Source organism: uncultured Phascolarctobacterium sp. (assembly GCF_902463975.1).
Taxonomy (GTDB): domain Bacteria; phylum Bacillota; class Negativicutes; order Acidaminococcales; family Acidaminococcaceae; genus Phascolarctobacterium_A.
In genome coordinates, this window is sequence record NZ_CABQHJ010000005.1 from 66,655 (window position 1) to 83,770 (window position 17,116).

At 43.2% G+C, this 17,116-nt stretch carries 7 protein-coding genes; 6 read left to right on the plus strand and 1 reads right to left on the minus strand.

Annotated features, from left to right (window positions below):
* The first annotated feature begins 12 nt into the window (after positions 1–12).
* The 5 genes from RDW05_RS02675 to RDW05_RS02695 all read left to right on the plus strand — a co-directional run bounded on the left by RDW05_RS02675 (position 13) and on the right by RDW05_RS02695 (position 12,636).
* Complete coding sequence (locus RDW05_RS02675; protein WP_307977748.1) at positions 13–1,110, plus strand: hypothetical protein; 1,098 nt, start codon at positions 13–15, stop codon at positions 1,108–1,110.
* A complete protein-coding gene (locus RDW05_RS02680; protein WP_307977749.1) occupies positions 1,100–3,934 on the plus strand; it encodes an Hsp70 family protein in 2,835 nt (944 codons plus the stop codon). Before RDW05_RS02675 ends, RDW05_RS02680 begins: the two co-directional genes overlap by 11 nt.
* A gap of 364 nt (positions 3,935–4,298) precedes the next feature.
* Positions 4,299–6,998 (plus strand): autotransporter outer membrane beta-barrel domain-containing protein, encoded by a 2,700-nt coding sequence (locus RDW05_RS02685; protein WP_307977750.1) that lies wholly within the window; start codon positions 4,299–4,301, stop codon positions 6,996–6,998.
* A gap of 213 nt (positions 6,999–7,211) precedes the next feature.
* Positions 7,212–9,923, plus strand: coding sequence for an autotransporter outer membrane beta-barrel domain-containing protein (locus tag RDW05_RS02690; protein ID WP_307977751.1), 2,712 nt, complete (start codon positions 7,212–7,214; stop codon positions 9,921–9,923).
* Positions 9,924–10,392: 469 nt separating this feature from the next.
* On the plus strand, positions 10,393–12,636 hold the full coding sequence (locus RDW05_RS02695; protein WP_307977752.1) for an autotransporter outer membrane beta-barrel domain-containing protein: 2,244 nt from the start codon (positions 10,393–10,395) through the stop codon (positions 12,634–12,636).
* A gap of 194 nt (positions 12,637–12,830) precedes the next feature.
* On the opposite strand, the gene RDW05_RS02700 is transcribed toward RDW05_RS02695, so the two are convergent.
* Complete coding sequence (locus tag RDW05_RS02700) at positions 12,831–14,495, minus strand: AAA family ATPase (protein ID WP_307977753.1); 1,665 nt, start codon at positions 14,493–14,495, stop codon at positions 12,831–12,833.
* Positions 14,496–15,378: 883 nt separating this feature from the next.
* On the opposite strand from RDW05_RS02700, the gene RDW05_RS02705 reads away from it, so the two are divergent.
* Entirely contained in the window at positions 15,379–17,040 is a 1,662-nt protein-coding gene (locus RDW05_RS02705) for a ShlB/FhaC/HecB family hemolysin secretion/activation protein (protein WP_307977754.1), read from the plus strand.
* Positions 17,041–17,116: the final 76 nt, after the last annotated feature.

Below are 17,116 nucleotides of genomic sequence, written 5' to 3' on the forward strand. Positions count from 1 at the left end.
GGAGGAAGCATAATGCTGGAAACAAAAAGTATTAAGGTACAGGGAATTTTAAAGGAGATTCATGAGAAGGTGCAGCAAAAGGCCGGGCGCTTCGAAAAAATTTCGGAGGATATTGTTTTGGAGAATCTGACCTTGCAGGCTCTGTGCGCCAATCTTCATATGTCGCCTGCTGCCTGTGCAGATTTCGTACAAAATAATTATGACTGTAGCTGCAGTGTTGACGATATGATCAGAATCTATCGCGACTTCAAGATTAACACCGAAGAAAAACGCCTGGAGGTTTTTGAAAATGCTACCGGCGTTGCCATCATGTTGGAAAAAAGCATGAACGGTGACCAGCAGGCTTATGAGCTGTATCGCAGCACTCGGGAAAAATTCATGGAAAAAAAGCCTAAGCATTACTATAAAATTCTTTTGGCTGTGATTTTTCACAATATTAAGCAACTGCAGCAGGAAAATGATCAGCAGCTGATTACCAGCTTTGGTAATACACTGTGCAAATATCTGCTTTTTGATATAGAAAACGCTATTACTTATGCCTATGGCTTCAATAAGCACCGCAGCAGTGCACCAGCCACCAATAATAATGTGAAAAAAGTTCATAGCCCTGAGCAGGAGCGTTTGCTGCAAAAGCTGGCAAGTCTTGAAAGCGCGCTGGAGCAATCCGATATGCTGCTCAGAGATCTGCAAAGTGAATTTGACGAGCGCCTGGAGGCAGTTAAGCTGCAGGAAATGACAGAGTTTTTCGGTAAGCTCAATTCTGATAAATACGGCTGCATTCTGGACGAGCTGCTGATGCTGCGTAAGGGCATTGACGCTGTGAAAAAGAGTGGCTATGTGCTGCCGCTGGAAATCAATGGTCTGCTGATTATGGTGCGCAAACTGGTACAATTTTTGCGTGACAGCCACATTGATCCCATGCTGAAGCCTGAATCGCTGCGCATTGTAAAGGCTGGCGATGTTGAATTCTGGAACTACGAGGGAACGCCTTTTACTAGTGCTGAGGAAGAAAAACAGGTTAAGGTAATTTCCCCTGGTTGGATTTATAGTGAAAAACAGGTACAAATTTCTCGTCCGAAGGTTAAGGAGGTTGTAGATAATGTTGATTAATAATGAAGAACACAATGATTTATGCGTAGGCATTGACCTGGGAACAACCAACTCTGTTTTGGCTACGGTTAATCTCAAGGCTAATGGGGATATCGTCAGCAAGGTAGTAGACCTGCCACGTGCTATTGATGTTTATAACAGCGCAGCAGGCAAGGCGCGCCTGAACACGCAGAAGCAGCCACTGCTGCCTTCTTGCGTGTATTACCGTGAGGAACATGGCTATGAGCCGCTGGTAGGCGATTTTGCCAAAAACCAGTATGCGCTGCGCCCGCATCTGGTAGCAAAATCTATTAAAAGCCAGATGGGAAGTGCGCATGCCGAAGGCTTGGCTGATGAGATTATGGACAAAACTCCGGCGCAGGTTTCGGCACGTATCCTGCAGCACATGCTGCGGGAGGCCAGCAAAATTTATCGCACGGAGATTAAGGATGCAGTAATCACCGTACCTGCTAACTTTGACTCCGTAATGTGCCAGGCAACACGTGATGCTGCCGCGTTGGCCGGTATTCAGGTTACCAATAAGGATGGCAGCGAAAGACCAGTGCTGCTTTCTGAGCCGAATGCCGTTATCTATGATTTGATTAACCAGGTACAAAACGGTGAGATTTCCAATCATATTATTGACCTCAACAGCGAGAAGAACGTGCTGGTGTTTGACCTGGGTGGCGGCACCCTGGATATTACGATGCATAAGATTAAACGTCGTGAGGACTGTCCCGACGTTTTAAAGGTAGATGAAATTGCTACCAACAGATACACTCTTTTAGGCGGCGATGATTTTGATCGCGCCATTGCTGATGTAATGTTTGAGCATTACCAAAAACAGTATTCTACTAGTCCTATGGTTGTGCGCAAGCTGCAGCAGGAAAAAAAGGCGATTATGCCTCAGCTGCTGAACTATGCGGAGGAGCTGAAGCTGGAGCTGAGCGAACGCCAGCGTGCAGACAGCGACTATGCAGCTGATGATGGCTTTAGCTGGTATGATGGGGAGGAGTCTGAGGAATTCGCTGTAGGCGGTAATATGGGCGGCATTGGCTTTGCCTATGATGACAGCTTTACTCAGGAAGACGTAGAAAAAATCCTGCAGCCTTTTATGGGCCAAAGCCTGCAATTTGCTGATTATAAAAAAATCGACAGCCTGCAGGATACCAAGAATATTATCTATCCTATTCTTGACGTTTTGCAAAAAAGTGCTGCCAAGCTGGCCGGTGAAGTGAAGGTAGATGCAGTCATCGTCAATGGCGGCATGAGCAAATTCTACATGGTTATCAACCGCCTGCGCGAATTCTTCGGCCTGGAGCCGATTGTGGCGCTGGACCCGGACCAGGCTGTAGCAAGAGGTGCAGCGGTATATCATTACTACCTGCACAAATATGCTGCTAAAATGCAGGAGGACATGCGCATGGTTGGCGCAGACGCGCCTGCGCTGCAGCCCTTGCCCGGCAAGGCTGCAGCTCCGAAGGCTGCTGCCGCAGCTTTACAGCAGCGTGCTGCAATTGAATGGGGCAAAAATATTCTCAATGACAGCCTGTATCTTGGTATGCGTGATGGTGCTGTACAGGAGCTTGTTGCCGGCGGCACGGAGCTGCCGTACCAGTCCGACTATATCAAGGGCTTCCAGCTGCTGCCGGACAAGGCAGAGATTGCCATCCCCATTAAAAGACGTACCTTCGGCGATACTTACCAGACCATCGGCAATGGTCATCTGAAGCTGGAGCATGGTTATAAGGATGGTGCTTACGTTGCGATTCGCGTGCTCATGGGCAGCAACAAGGTGCTGAGCATGGAGATGCTGTTGAGCAGTGATGTGGATATGCAGCAGATTCTGGAGGAGAAAACTGCTGAAATCGTCATTGGCGGCGACAATCCCAGTGTGCCTGCCACGAAGCTGAAGTTCAATCCTCCCGCCGGCACGAAGCTGAATGTGCATAATGAGCTGCATGGTCTGCAGACCTTGTGTGAACGCAAGTATACTGCTAAGGGCAATGCTCAAAAGGATGTTATCAACAAGCTTAGCCAGCGTACCAGCAGTATTGCTGCTGCCGGTAATAAGGCAGAATTTGCCAGACCGCTGCTGGAGATGCTGTGCTATACCAATAATGATGAGCTGCGCCTGCGTCTTTTCACCATTGCCCGCAAGCATGTTGCTTATTGGACTGAGCAGCAGCGCCAAAGCCTGGCAAGGGAGTGTTTGAACCAGCTGCAGGGCGTGCTGCAGGGCTTCCCGTGCTATGGTCTCAAAATCAATGTCAACATTCAGGCTATCTATACCCTTGGCTGCTGCGGCAGCAAGGAGCAGGTTGCCATGGTGCAGCCGCTGGCAGCTGAAAACCGTTATTATGCAGCAAGCCTGTACGCGTTGGGTAAGAGCCGCGTTGCTGGCAGCTTTGTGCAAGATGTATTCCAGCGTGATGCCTACTGCGAAAGCAACAAGTGTAACCTGCAGGTTACAGCACATGCCCTGGGCATGGCGCTGCGCCTGGAGGATGGCGGCAGAGCAGCAGGCCTTGATGTGGACCAGGCAGTGAAGGACCTGTGCTTCATTATCAATAACCGCACTGTTCTTGATGTAAACTACAGCAGCGAGATTGTCTGCTGCCTGATTGCCCTGGCCTATGCCTGCGACCAGCGTTTTGGTGGCAATACTGTGTCTGCTGCTTCTATGGAGCTGGCAAGACAGACTTTGGCAAATCTCAACCGCAACTACAGCGCAGAGGTTATGATGCGTCTGGCCAAGGCTGCTGGCGTTGCCTACAAAATGCTTGATGGTGAAAGCCTGTCTGAGGATGAGGAGGAGTTCCTGCTGAAGAAGCTGGAAATTTAAAACGGAAATAATAATTAAGTGAAGTTCAAAAGGACTGTCCCTGGCGATGATGTATCGCCTGTGGGGGCGGTCCTTTTTGATTTTATGTGGATGATGGAGATATCATATCTGTTGCGTATTTTTTTACTCAAAAAATACTAAAGATATAATTTTTTAAAGTTTACTTATACCCATCTGAACCTTAACCACTAAAAGGTTTTCAACCAAGTGTAATAAATGTAAAGCGTTCAAGATTCTGTAAAATTTTTACACCGATTGTAGCGCGTTTCTGGATAAGAGTTTGACTGGGGGGGACATGGTGCTATAATTATAAATTATCATAGCATGTATAAAATTTGGTTTATATAATTTAAGGAGGATTATAATGAAAGTAAAGGATAATCACTTTTTAGCTAAAGCAATAGCTTTGAGCATTTTGTGCATGGTGCCGGTAAGCACTAATGCGGCTGGCTTCAGTGCAATTACAAGCGGAGGAGTTATTGATGAACCGCTTGACGTTAATGTAACAGGGCATGATAGTGATGATAACGGCATACTGTTATCTGGTGGTAATAACCTGACGATAAACAACGGCGGCACTATTCGCGTTAACACTGTTGCCAATGCCAGTGGTATCACAGCAGCTGACAGTTTTTCAGGTGCTACGAATGTAACTGTTAATGGCGCAAAGTTTACTATTGATGTGGGCTATGCCAAACAGGGAGCCAGTGCAGTTGGTGTCTGGAGCCAAACTATGAGAAATCAGGTTGGTACCGGCGACCAGCCACAGCCGGAATATCAAGGAGGTAAGGTAACTCTTAATGCTTCAGAAAATAAAATTAATGTTACCAGTAATCGTGTAGGCTATGGCTTATTATCCGGTAGCGATTTCGATGGCAACAGCAATCAAGGCGGCAATATTATCTGCAATGGTAAGCTGGATATAGATGTTAACGTCCTGACTCCTGACGGAAAGAATTCTGATAGCTATTATTTTAACAGAGCCATGGGTGTTTTAGCTTATGGCGGTAATGTCTATATCAATAATGACGCCGATATTCATATCAAATCTCAAGCAAATGGTGGCAACAGCAAAGAGGTTGCCGGTTTATATACCAGCTATGATGGCCACATTAATGGCAGCGCTGACAGTACTATTAATATACATGCAGAGGGTATTAGTAAGGTTACCGGTATCACCAACGGTACTTATGATGTTTTTGCTCAAATGAATAATGTAAGTTACACTCCGTCTTCTATTAATTTGCGCGGAACAACTAACATTTTTCTGGATGGAAAACGTAATTATGGTATCTGCTCTGATATCAAATCAACTTTTGAAGCCAATACCGTAACTATCAACTTCACCAATGACAGCAAAAATCTTACATCCGTCGGAATACAAGCAACTGACGAAGGTAAAATTAAAATTGATAACCTTTTTATTGGAACAGACGCAACAGCGTTGAATCAGGCGGATAAAATAACTGCGTTACAGACAGACAAGATGTATGCCGGAAGGTTTAATATAACGAAAAATGCGCAAATCAATGTCAATACCAACGAGCAGGGTACAGTACAAATCAACGGTTCTATTAGTAATCAGGAAAAAGGAACTATCAACTTACATCTGACAAATGCTGATTCTTATTTTTATGGTAATGTTGACACGTCTCAAGAGGATAGTTGGGGCGGTAGGGAAACTAATATTGTTCTCAAAAATGGAGCAGTTTGGAAAAATTTCAGTGCTAATGGTTGGATGGACAGCAATCTTACTAACTTCACATTAGATAACCATGCTCGTTTGGACATGACGTATAACGAATACAGTAGTAACAAGTTTTTCCAAAATATCTATATCACCAATAACATGTCCGGTACAAACGCTACCATTAACATGGACATCGATGCAGGCACTAATACCGACAACAGTGACCGCCTGTACATCGCAGGCACTCACACCGGCAACCATTACATTACGCTCAACAATGTTAATGCAGATGGCAATACTGATGGCGCTGCCGGTACGGTTCTCGTAAGCGTAAAGGACGAGCAGGGCAACTTCTTTGCCAACGATAAGGAAGGCTCCTTGTATTGGAATAAATACACTTTAGATAAACAAGATAGCACTACTGACGGCTATAACACCGATTGGTACCTGAAAAAAGTAGAATTCATCCCCGACAAACCTACCACCAGCGTAGATGCAGTAGATGCAACCCAAAGACTGGCCTTTGCCAACTGGGTGGAGGATGACAAGCTTATGCAGCGCATGGGCGACCTGCGCCACGAAACCAATAATGAAGAAGGCGTTTGGGTGCGTGTCAAAGGTGGCAAATACAGCGGCGATGGCTTCAGCAACCGCCACACCATGTACCAGCTTGGCTATGACGATGTTGTAAAAAATACCGATAAGCTGAAACGTTATCAGGGCGTAGCTTTCTCCTACGATGACGGCAAGAACAACTTCAACCGCGGCAGTGGCAAGCTCAAAGCCAAATCTATCGGTTTTTACAACACTGACCTGCGCAATAAAGGCCATTATCTGGACGTAGTGTTCAAGATTTATGATGCAGACAGCGACTTCACTGTGTTTGATTCCGAAGGCAAGAAGATTACCGGTGCGTTTGACAACACTGGCATCAGCCTTAGTGCGGAATATGGTCGCAAGAAGTATCTTGACGAGCATTGGTCTGTTGAGCCGCAGGCACAGCTTACTTTGGGTTATTTGGGCGGTGCAAGATATACCACCAGCAATGGCATCTACGTAAGCCAAAGCGATCCCAACAGCGTTTTGGGACGTATCGGCTGCAACTTTATGTATGACATGGACGAAAAGAACACTGTTTACCTGAAGGCCAACTGGCTGCATCAATTTGCCGGTAATTACGGCGTAACCTTGACTAACGGCAATGACAGCCTGCGTATTGATAACCATGACCATGACACCTGGTTTGAATACGGCTTGGGCTTTGCCTGCATGACTGGCAAGAACAACCATCTTTATGCAGACGTAGAGCGTTCTACCGGAGGCAGCCTGCGTAAGAACTGGCAGTGGAATGCCGGTATGTTCTGGACGTTTTAAGTGATACTTTAAGACAATTTTATTTGAATTATAATCTCCCTTTATCTACATTAATTGTAGATGAAGGGAGATTTTTTGTTGCGCTTAGATTTGCAGACTAAGAAAAATTTTATATCCTTCGTGTCTTGCGGGGGGGGGACGGACGTGCTATAATTTTTAATAGTTATAACGTATAAAAAGTTTATTTTTATATTATTTAGGGAGGAACTTGATATGAACCCATTTAAAAGCCATAAGAGAAAACTTATTGCTATGATAGCGATGAGTATTACTTGTGCTTGCGCAAATACTGCTTATGCAGAAATTAACGAAAGACCTAAGTTTGACGCAACCTACGATGATAAAGTGGTTCTTGATTATGAATGGCAAATATCACCAGATGAATATACTGGTGCAGAAAAAAGAAAATATACCTTCAATAAAGGATTAACTGTTTCTCCTAATGTCAGCTATACTGGTAATGCGATTTATCTTTATAGAAATATAGATGTCGATTTTGAATTAGGCAATGGGAGTGAAATGAATTTAGAGTCTTCTGGTGGAGCTTTAGAAGTTAACACTAATTCAAAATTAACTATTAACGGTGTTAACAGTAATCTTTATTTCGGTAATAAGAAATGGAATGAATATAATGAAGCAGCAACCATTTATATGGACGAGGGTTCAAAATTAGAGATTAATGCTGGCAACCTTACTACTTCTGGTGGTGCAGAAACCAACCTTAAATTATTTGATAATGCTCAGGCAACTATTAACTTAACAGGTAATTTTACCTCTGATGCTGGCGGCACTGCAATTGCAATGGAAAATGATTACCGCAATTCTGATACCAGTCTCAGCATTCAGGCTGCTAATATCACTTTGGGAACAACTGATCTGGAAACGGCCCACAGAAAGGCTGGTTTATATCTTTTAGCGTATAAAGAGAATGGTGATAATAAATTATCCGTTGACCTCCATGCTAAAGATACCTTGAAGATCAGTGGTTTTGCTAAAGGCATTCAAACCTTCGGTAATGCTTTAATTAATTTGCAGGGAAAAACTATCATCATTTCTGCTGAAAGTGATAGCCAAGGCAAAGGTTTAAGCTTAAATAGTTACGATGCCGCCAAACCTTCAATTTTGAAAGCTGAGGCAGAGAATCTTAGTATTAAAGGCTCCGATTACGCTATTTATGCTAATGATAGGGTAGATGCACAACTGAACGCAACAGGTGACATTAATATCTCCAGCTCCAATTACGCTATTTCTGCTAATAAAAATACTGACATTCAATTAAAGAGTGGTCAAAATTTAAATATTCTTTCTGATACATGGGGTATTGTATCGTTTGACAGTACCGTAAATGCCCAAGCTGAAAAAGCTATTAATATCAGAGGAAAAGTCTGGACAAGTGGCGGCCATATTACTGTCGGCAAGGATTCAAGCACTTTGCAAACTGTAATTAATGGCGATTTGACCGCTAAAAACAATGGTTACATCAGTGCCTTTGTCAGCAATGCAGGCTCCGGCCTTATTGGCAATACTAATGACAGCCATTGGAAAGATATAGTAACAAGAGATGCTGCTGGTACTGGCATCCACATGGTACTTAATAATGGAAGCGTCTGGAATAATTTTGATTATGATTCTACTATTCAATCTCTCGATACAAGCAATGCTAAGGTTGATATGCAGGATGGTAAATTCAAAGGTTTGTTCATTGGCACGATAAAAGGTGATAAAAGCACAATTAACATGGATATTGATGCAGGTACTAATGTCAATAACAGCGACCGCCTATTTATCGCAGGCACTCACACCGGTAATCACTACATTACGCTCAACAATGTTAATGCAGATGGTAATACTGACGGCGCTGCCGGTACGGTTCTTGTAAGCGTAAAGGACGAGCAGGGCAACTTCTTTGCCAACGATAAGGAAGGCTCCTTGTATTGGAACAAATACACTTTAGATAAACAAGACAGCACTACTGATGGCTATAACACCGATTGGTACCTGAAAAAAGTAGAATTTATACCCTCTAAACCGACTACCAGCGTAGATGCTGTTGATGCAACTCAAAGACTGGCTTTCGCCAACTGGGTGGAGGATGACAAGCTCATGCAGCGCATGGGCGACCTGCGCCACGAAACCAATAATGAGGAAGGTGTTTGGGTGCGTGTCAAAGGTGGCAAATACAGCGGTGATGGCTTCAGCAATCACCACACCATGTACCAGCTTGGCTATGACGATGTTGTTAAGGAAAACGAAAAGCTGAAGCGTTATCAGGGCGTAGCCTTCTCCTACGATGACGGTAAGAACAGCTTCAACCGCGGCAGTGGCAAGCTCAAAGCCAAATCTATCGGTTTTTACAACACTGACCTGCGCAATAAAGGCCATTATCTGGACGTAGTGTTCAAGATTTATGATGCAGACAGCGACTTCACTGTGTTTGATTCCGAAGGCAAGAAGATTACCGGTGCGTTTGACAACACTGGCATCAGCCTTAGTGCGGAATATGGTCGCAAGAAGTATCTTGACGAGCATTGGTCTGTTGAGCCGCAGGCACAGCTTACTTTGGGTTATTTGGGCGGTGCAAGATATACCACCAGCAATGGCATCTACGTAAGCCAAAGCGATCCCAACAGCGTTTTGGGACGTATCGGCTGCAACTTTATGTATGACATGGACGAAAAGAACACTGTTTACCTGAAGGCCAACTGGCTGCATCAATTTGCCGGTAATTACGGCGTAACCTTGACTAACGGCAATGACAGCCTGCGTATTGATAACCATGACCATGACACCTGGTTTGAATACGGCTTGGGCTTTGCCTGCATGACTGGCAAGAACAACCATCTTTATGCAGACGTAGAGCGTTCTACCGGAGGCAGCCTGCGTAAGAACTGGCAGTGGAATGCCGGTATGTTCTGGACGTTTTAAGCTTGTATAAGTAGCCTTTATATCTACTATTTCACTTAATTTATAGTGAAGAAAAATACGCAACGGATTTCATGTCTGTTGCGTATTTTTTACGCAAAATTCGCCAAAGATACAAATTTTTAAAGTTTACTTATACCAATCTAAACCTGAACAGTTAAAAATCTTTTAACTAATTGTAATAAATGCAACGTATTTAAGACTCTGTAAAAATTTTTACGCCGAATGTAGCGTGTTCCTGGATAAGAGTTTGACTGGGGGGGGACATAGTGCTATAATTGCTATTAAGAAGATAGGTAATTTATAATAGTAAGTTTATTACTACTGGAACTTGTTTTAAACCATCAGGACAAATATTTTGAAAGTTTTTGCTGATTGTGGCATTGGTCGTAATATATAAATCTTCACAGCGGAGGCTGTGGACCTTACGTAGAATTTTTAGTGTAAAAGTTTTTGATGAAAGGTTGGGTTAATGATGAAGAGTAATAAGGCTTTGGCGAGAAAAATTTTGTGCGGCCTTTTGGCGGCAGGTGTTGTTGGCGTAAGTGGTAGCGCGATGGCATGGTCAGGTTTTTTTATTAATAATAGCAGTAATGATAATATTGACAAAAGTGGTGCGTGCGATGTAGGAATTTATGCTGGTGGTGGTAATGTTATTGATTTTAGTGGCGAAAGCATTAAAATTGATACTACTCCAGATAAATGGGGGAGCGGTAATGTAGGTGTTTGGGCTGTAAAGAATCCAAATAGCCAGTCTACAATTAATTTGGGTAATGCACAATTAACTAAAAATATAGACATTCATGTACTAGATAATTCTGGTAAAAGTGATATAGCAGTAGGTTTGTGGGCATATGGTTCTGATAACACTATATCAACTGACAATGGTGGTTTGATTAATGTTAATGGTGAAAATCTTAATGTTAAAGTAGAGTCTACCGGTGGTTGGGCTTATGGTATTTATGCTCAAAATAGAACTACTGATACAAATGGCTTTAAACAATCTGAGATTAATATCAATACAGATAACACTTATGTTAATGTTAGTTCAAGTGAAAAGGGTAATGCCGATGGTATTGTGGCAATGTCTCAAGGAATCATGAATATTAATAGTAACCTTGAAGTTCATGCAGATAATGCGATTGTTGCTCGCGGTGGTGCTATTGTAAAAATAAACAAAGACGGCAAACATACCACTAAACTTGATGGAGATATGAGCTTCAATTATGATAAAGCAACATCTGGCACTAAAGTCGACGCTGATGTCCTTGTTAATCTGACCGGTTCTGAATCTTATTGGAACGGCAACTCCAAAGTAACTTGGGGAACAGGTGCTATTCCTGAAGGTTTAGAAAAAGTAACTGGCATTGATCTCAGAATAAATGATGGTGCAACATGGAATCCTACTTACGTGGAAGAAGCAGATAAAGGAGACTCTGGTACAGCCGTATTGGCTCAAAACAGAGTTACTTTGGATGGAGGCAATATTGACCTTACAAATGCTAAGAATCAGCAAGTAAAAATTGAAACTTTAGCTGGTGATAACGGTACTATCAAAATAGGCTCCGCAGATAACAGTTTAGCTGTTACAAAAGGTAATACTGCTACTAACCTCACCGTTGCTGCTACCCAGAAATATGCTGAAAAAATTGCCAGCAACGATATGAGTGGTGCTGTTAACGATTTGGCTGCCAAAGTAAAGGATGCAACTAATGCGGATGGCGATAGTAAAACTGCTGCTTCCAGAGTGTATATTCCGGAAACAACTGTTACCGGTGCGGTAACTGCTGATATTGACAAGAATGGCAATGCTGCCAATGTCAAAGAGGCTGTTAATACAACAAACGCAGCGGTTAGTGATTTGGCTTCTATCTCTCTTATGACCTGGCGTCAGGAAAATAACGACATGAACAAGCGCCTGGGCGAGCTGCGCGACAGCAAGGGCGAGCATGGCGCATGGGCAAGAATGGCTCGTGGCGAAAGCAAATACGGTGCGCAAAATGTTAAGAATCAGTACAACTACTATCAGGTTGGTTACGATGAAAAGCTCAGCGTAAATCCGAACTGGACTGTTGGTGTTGCGCTGACACGTACTGAAGGCAACAGTACTTTTGCAACCGGTACCGGCGAAAATAAACATACTGGCTTTGCTTTGTATGGTAGCTATTTAGGCGATAATGGCAGCTTTGTTGATTTGATTGCTAAATACGCTCGTCTGGACAATGAATTTAACGCTACTGCCGGCATTGGTAATGGAGATTATAAAACCAATGGCTACAGCCTGAGTGCAGAATATGGCAAGCGTTTCACGGAAGACAATGGCTTCTGGATTGAGCCGCAGGTAGAGCTGACTTATGGCACTGTAGGCAGTGTAGATTATTTGACCAATAAGGGTGCTAATGTACATCAAGACGGTATGGACAGTTTAGTTGGTCGCCTTGGCTTCTCTTTAGGCAAAAATATTAAGCAAGGTAACGTTTATGTACGTGCTTCTTATCTGTATGACTTTGACGGAGATACTAAGGTAACTTACACTAAAGATGATGTACCTAGAAGCTTTGAGCAGGATCTTGGCGGCGGCTGGTGGGAAGTTGGCGTAGGCACCAACATCAACCTGAGCGATGCAACACACCTGTACTTTGACGTAGAAAAGACCTATGGCGGCAACGTTGCAACTCCGTGGCAGTGGAACGCAGGTGTTCGCTGGAGCTTCTGATGAGGCTGTGAATTTATAATTTCATAGTGTGTGTTTGAAAAAATAAAAAGTCGTGAGCTTTGAGTTTATCATTGCTCACGACTTTTTTACGCGCCTAGCATGGGCACATCTCTGAACAAGCGAACCGCAGCTTGCGGAATCGCATAAGCGGTGGTGTGAGAGTAGGGGGGAGGCACCCCCTACTACTAGATTACTTAATTTGTTATGATTTCTACTTTCTTGCCGCTGAAGGCAATACCGTATTTGTAAATAGTTTTTATGTTTTGCTTGCGCAGCTCGGTATCATATTTTTTATCTTCAATTTGTGTTAAGGCTTCTGCTGCTAATTTTTTTAAACCTGCATCCGAAGAGTCAGCTGTTGCTTTTATTTCAATGATTATACCTGGCATATCTATATTTTTAGGTAGGAGCTGAATATCATATCTGCCCTCACCACTTTCACGGTTAGAGCTTATGTAATAGGTGTTAGTGAATAATCCTGTCATACCTAAAAGCAGGCCCTGGTAATAGTTTTCTTTAAGCGTGTCATAGTAGCTGACAGTTTCTAAAAGAAATTTTTTCAGCACGTGTTGCAATGCTGGCCCATTTTTAGTTATGAGATATTGCTGGAGTAAATTAATCGCTGTACTGTCAATCTTGTCTGCTAACAGAGCGACAATCTCCTGACTGTAAACGCTTTTAATTTCTTTATTGGGAATACTGAGTTCACATAGACAGATGCCGTTGGCTCTTGTGGTTTTTATAGATTTCAAATAGCCTGTCATTAACAGAAAGCCAAAAATATTAGTTTGTTGCTCTTTTAGCTTTGGATAGATGATGTTAGTATCAACTATAGATTCTACGGCAGAGCCATTTAACAAAGCCCGAAGATTTTCGCAGGTGCTGTTATCAAGACCGCTGATAATCTCACGGATAGTAGAGTTTTCAGATGTTTGTACCCGATATGGTTCTGCTTCACAATAATTGTTGAAATATTTAAGAACAGACCAGGGATTGTAAATCTCCGTATTACCGAACCTGTAACCATCATACCATTCTTTGATTTCTGGTATTTTATCAGTTGCTTGATAGTATGCAGCCATAGTATTTACTTCAGTATCGGTGAAGCCAAAAAAATCACTATAGCGCTTATCTAAGAGCGAGTTAACGTTTACATTGTTAAGACCGCTAAAAATACTTTCCTTAGCAACGCGTAGAATACCTGTCAAGAAGCCGAAGGAAATGTGCTGATTGTCTTTCAGAACAGAGGAGAGCAGGTCGCGTGTGAATTGGATTGTTGCATCATAAAAACCGTGAATATAACCTGCCTGGATAGGCGTGTCATACTCGTCAATAATGATTATAGGTGCTTTGCCATAATGCTCATGCAGCATTTGCGAAAGGCGGAGCAGACTGGTGGCATAATCAGTTTCCGTACCCAGACCGCTGGTAATTTTTTCGTAGAAATCAGGGTTAGATAAATTTTTGCTGTTTTTTAGTTCCGAATGACGCATAAATTCATCTCTTATCGTTTCTTTCAGCCGCGCATACAAGTCTGGCCATTTATTTTTATTGGCATCCTTAAAGCTTAAGAAGATAACAGGATACTGTCCTTGGTGCTGGGTATATTTTTCGCCTGTCTGCCAAATGTTTTTGTTAATAAAATACTTGCTTGTATCGTCCTTGGCTTTTTCAAAAAAGGTACGCAGCATATCCATGTTCAGAGTTTTACCGAAGCGGCGCGGACGGGTGAAAAGTGTAACTTTCGCTTGCTCGTCAAGAATATCCTTTATAAGCAGGGTTTTGTCAACATAATAGTAATCCTGGCTGACTTTTTTATAATCTGATGCGCCGATAGGCAAAGGTAATTTATTTTGCATGGAGTACAACCTCCTCTCATTGTCATTTTCCTTTATTATAACATTTTTAGATATAATGGTATAGAGAATCTGTTTTAGAAACGCTGCTCGCCAAACGGATTATTTTTTTGTTGCGGTGCTTATTGCCTGCTGCTATTGTGCGTTGTTTGCTATGAAGCGAAGCGTTCTCTGCGGATGGGGAGGGTGCTATGTATTTTTTGCCAAAGAGCTATTCTTTTACTTATACCCATCTTAACCTTAACTGTTAAAATCTCTTCAACTAAATGTAACGTATTTAAGAGTTAATGAAAATTTTTGCGCCGAATGTAGCGTGTTCATGGATAAGAGTTTGACTGGGGGGGGCAAAGTGCTATAATTGCTCTTAATAAGATAGGTAATTTATAAAAGTAAGTGTATTCCTAATCGCATATATTTTAGAAAAAAATATTTATGGATAAAACTTATCTGGAAATAATGAGTCTTATAAAGTGAGTATTTATGAATTGCAATATAAATTGATGCAGATTTTGGCTAAAGTTAAAATATTTGCAAAAACATAAAGAAAAATGTTTTCTGAAGCTTAAAAAAGGGCAGTTGACGATAATATTAATAAAGAGTAAAATAATCGAGTGAGAAAAAGATACTCGTTGTTCACACTTTCTGTGATGTAAGTGTATAGCAGTTGCGATAATATTATATATTTCAGTCGATAGTGTTTACGTTGACTGATTTCAATCGGGAGTTTTGTGCGAAAAATTACCTGCTGTTTCAGCTTACTGTCTTCAGGTACTGCTGCTTCCTTTATTAAGAATATTTCATACTATAAATAAATACTGTGCGTGAACAATTGAGGATCTATATATTATTAATTCAAGTGGTGTGCTTTTTGGAGAAAATTAAGAGAATGGAGCTGAATATAATGAACAAAAAGCTGATGGCAGCAGCTGTCATGTGCTCACTGATGAGTGCAACAGCATTCGCTGCAAACCCCATACCTACCTTTGATAAGGAGGCCGTAACGACACATCCTTACAACAGAACAGGTCAACAGGAGCAACAGGTAACAGGCATGCAGGGAGCCGGAGAGCTTTATAAGCCCGGCAATACAGGCACGGAGGCTAATCCGGCGTTTTTTGTTGCCAAGGTTAAACTGACAGGCTTCACGCTGCCCGATAAGAACGGCAAGCTGGCAGCTATCTGCAAAGAGTATGAAGGACGTAGCCTGCAGATGGCAGAGCTGCAGCAGCTCATCAGCAGAATTAATGAATATGCGCGCACCTGCGGCTATACTGTAGCGCAGGCTATTGTGCCGCCGCAGGAGGTAAAGCAGGGCGAGCTGGAAATTGCAGTTTACGTTGCCAAGTACGATGATATTGAGATTATCAGCAATGAATCGGACGTAGCTGACAGAGTACTGGCCGGTTATATTCATAAGAATCTGCAAAGCGGTGCTTATATTATGGATAAGCCGCTGGAAATGACAATGAACAACATCAACGATTTGCCGGGTGTTGTTGCCAGAGCGATTTTAGCACCGGGCAGCAAGCCTGGCAACACGAAGGTAAAGGTGCAGGTGCTGCGTCGTCCCGTCTGGAACAACTACGTATTTACTGACAACGCCGGTGGCTACTACAGCGGCCGTTATCGCTACGGCTTTAATACCGAAATCAATAACCCCGGTCATCAGGGTGACAAAATCATTTTGAACGGCATGCTCACCAACCATGATACTAAAAACTATGGTGCGCGTTATGAGGCGCCTGTCGGACGCGACGGCACCCGTTGGGGTATCGGTTGGAGCCAGAGCAGCTACGACATCAATACCAATAGCTTCTACGATTCTCTTGGTCAGTCGCGTGGCTTCAGCTTCTATGGTCTGACGCCTGTATACCGCGACCGCATGAACCGCGTGACGGCGATTTATGGCTATGACCATCGTAAAATTAAGGACAGACTTCATTTGAAGGCTGCAGGGTTGGCCGGGGAGCTGAGCTGGGAGAAAATGGCCAATGTTTACCATGCAGGCATCAGCGGCAGCCAGTATCTGCCGAACCGCTTCAGCCAGTACAGCCTGATTTACTGGTATGGTAATTTGAGCAGTGGCAGTAAATCATTGGATGGCGACTACCATAAGCTGACAAGTGACCTGTTGCACGTTATTTATGACGGTAAAACTAACTACCGCGTACAGCTCAGCGGCCAAATCGCCAACCGCAATCTGGACGGCAGCGAAATGTTCTACCTGGGCGGTATGAACGGCGTGCGTGCCTACGGTTCCAGTGAGGGCAGCGGCGATATTGGCTTTACTGCTACTGCCGAGGTGCGCCGTCAGACGGGCATCAAGGGCCTGGAGGCTGCTGCCTTTATCGACACAGGCGCAGTAAAATCGCATAATCCTGCTCCTATCGAGCATCTTTCCGGTTGGGGTGTGGGCCTGCGCTATAATTTGGATAATTCCTGGCATGCCCAATTGGATTATGCACGCAAAATCAATGCGCAAAGGGACAGGGTTGAGCCGCGTGACCATAGCGGCCATATGTGGTTCCAGCTTTATAAAATGTTTTAAGTAATTTTGCCTGGTGCTTTTCTGCGTCTTAAAGTAGAAGGCACAGAAAAGCAGGCTTATAAAATAAATTGATAAT

What these genes read in the sequence shown, in the direction of transcription:
- RDW05_RS02685 (WP_307977750.1), top strand. Translation starts at nt 4,299, where the DNA reads ATGAAAGTAAAGGATAATCACTTTTTAGCTAAAGCAATAGCTTTGAGC.
- RDW05_RS02690 (WP_307977751.1), top strand. Translation starts at nt 7,212, where the DNA reads ATGAACCCATTTAAAAGCCATAAGAGAAAACTTATTGCTATGATAGCG.
- RDW05_RS02700 (WP_307977753.1), bottom strand. Translation starts at nt 14,495, where the DNA reads ATGCAAAATAAATTACCTTTGCCTATCGGCGCATCAGATTATAAAAAA.
- RDW05_RS02675 (WP_307977748.1), top strand. Translation starts at nt 13, where the DNA reads ATGCTGGAAACAAAAAGTATTAAGGTACAGGGAATTTTAAAGGAGATT.
- RDW05_RS02680 (WP_307977749.1), top strand. Translation starts at nt 1,100, where the DNA reads ATGTTGATTAATAATGAAGAACACAATGATTTATGCGTAGGCATTGAC.
- RDW05_RS02695 (WP_307977752.1), top strand. Translation starts at nt 10,393, where the DNA reads ATGATGAAGAGTAATAAGGCTTTGGCGAGAAAAATTTTGTGCGGCCTT.
- RDW05_RS02705 (WP_307977754.1), top strand. Translation starts at nt 15,379, where the DNA reads ATGGAGCTGAATATAATGAACAAAAAGCTGATGGCAGCAGCTGTCATG.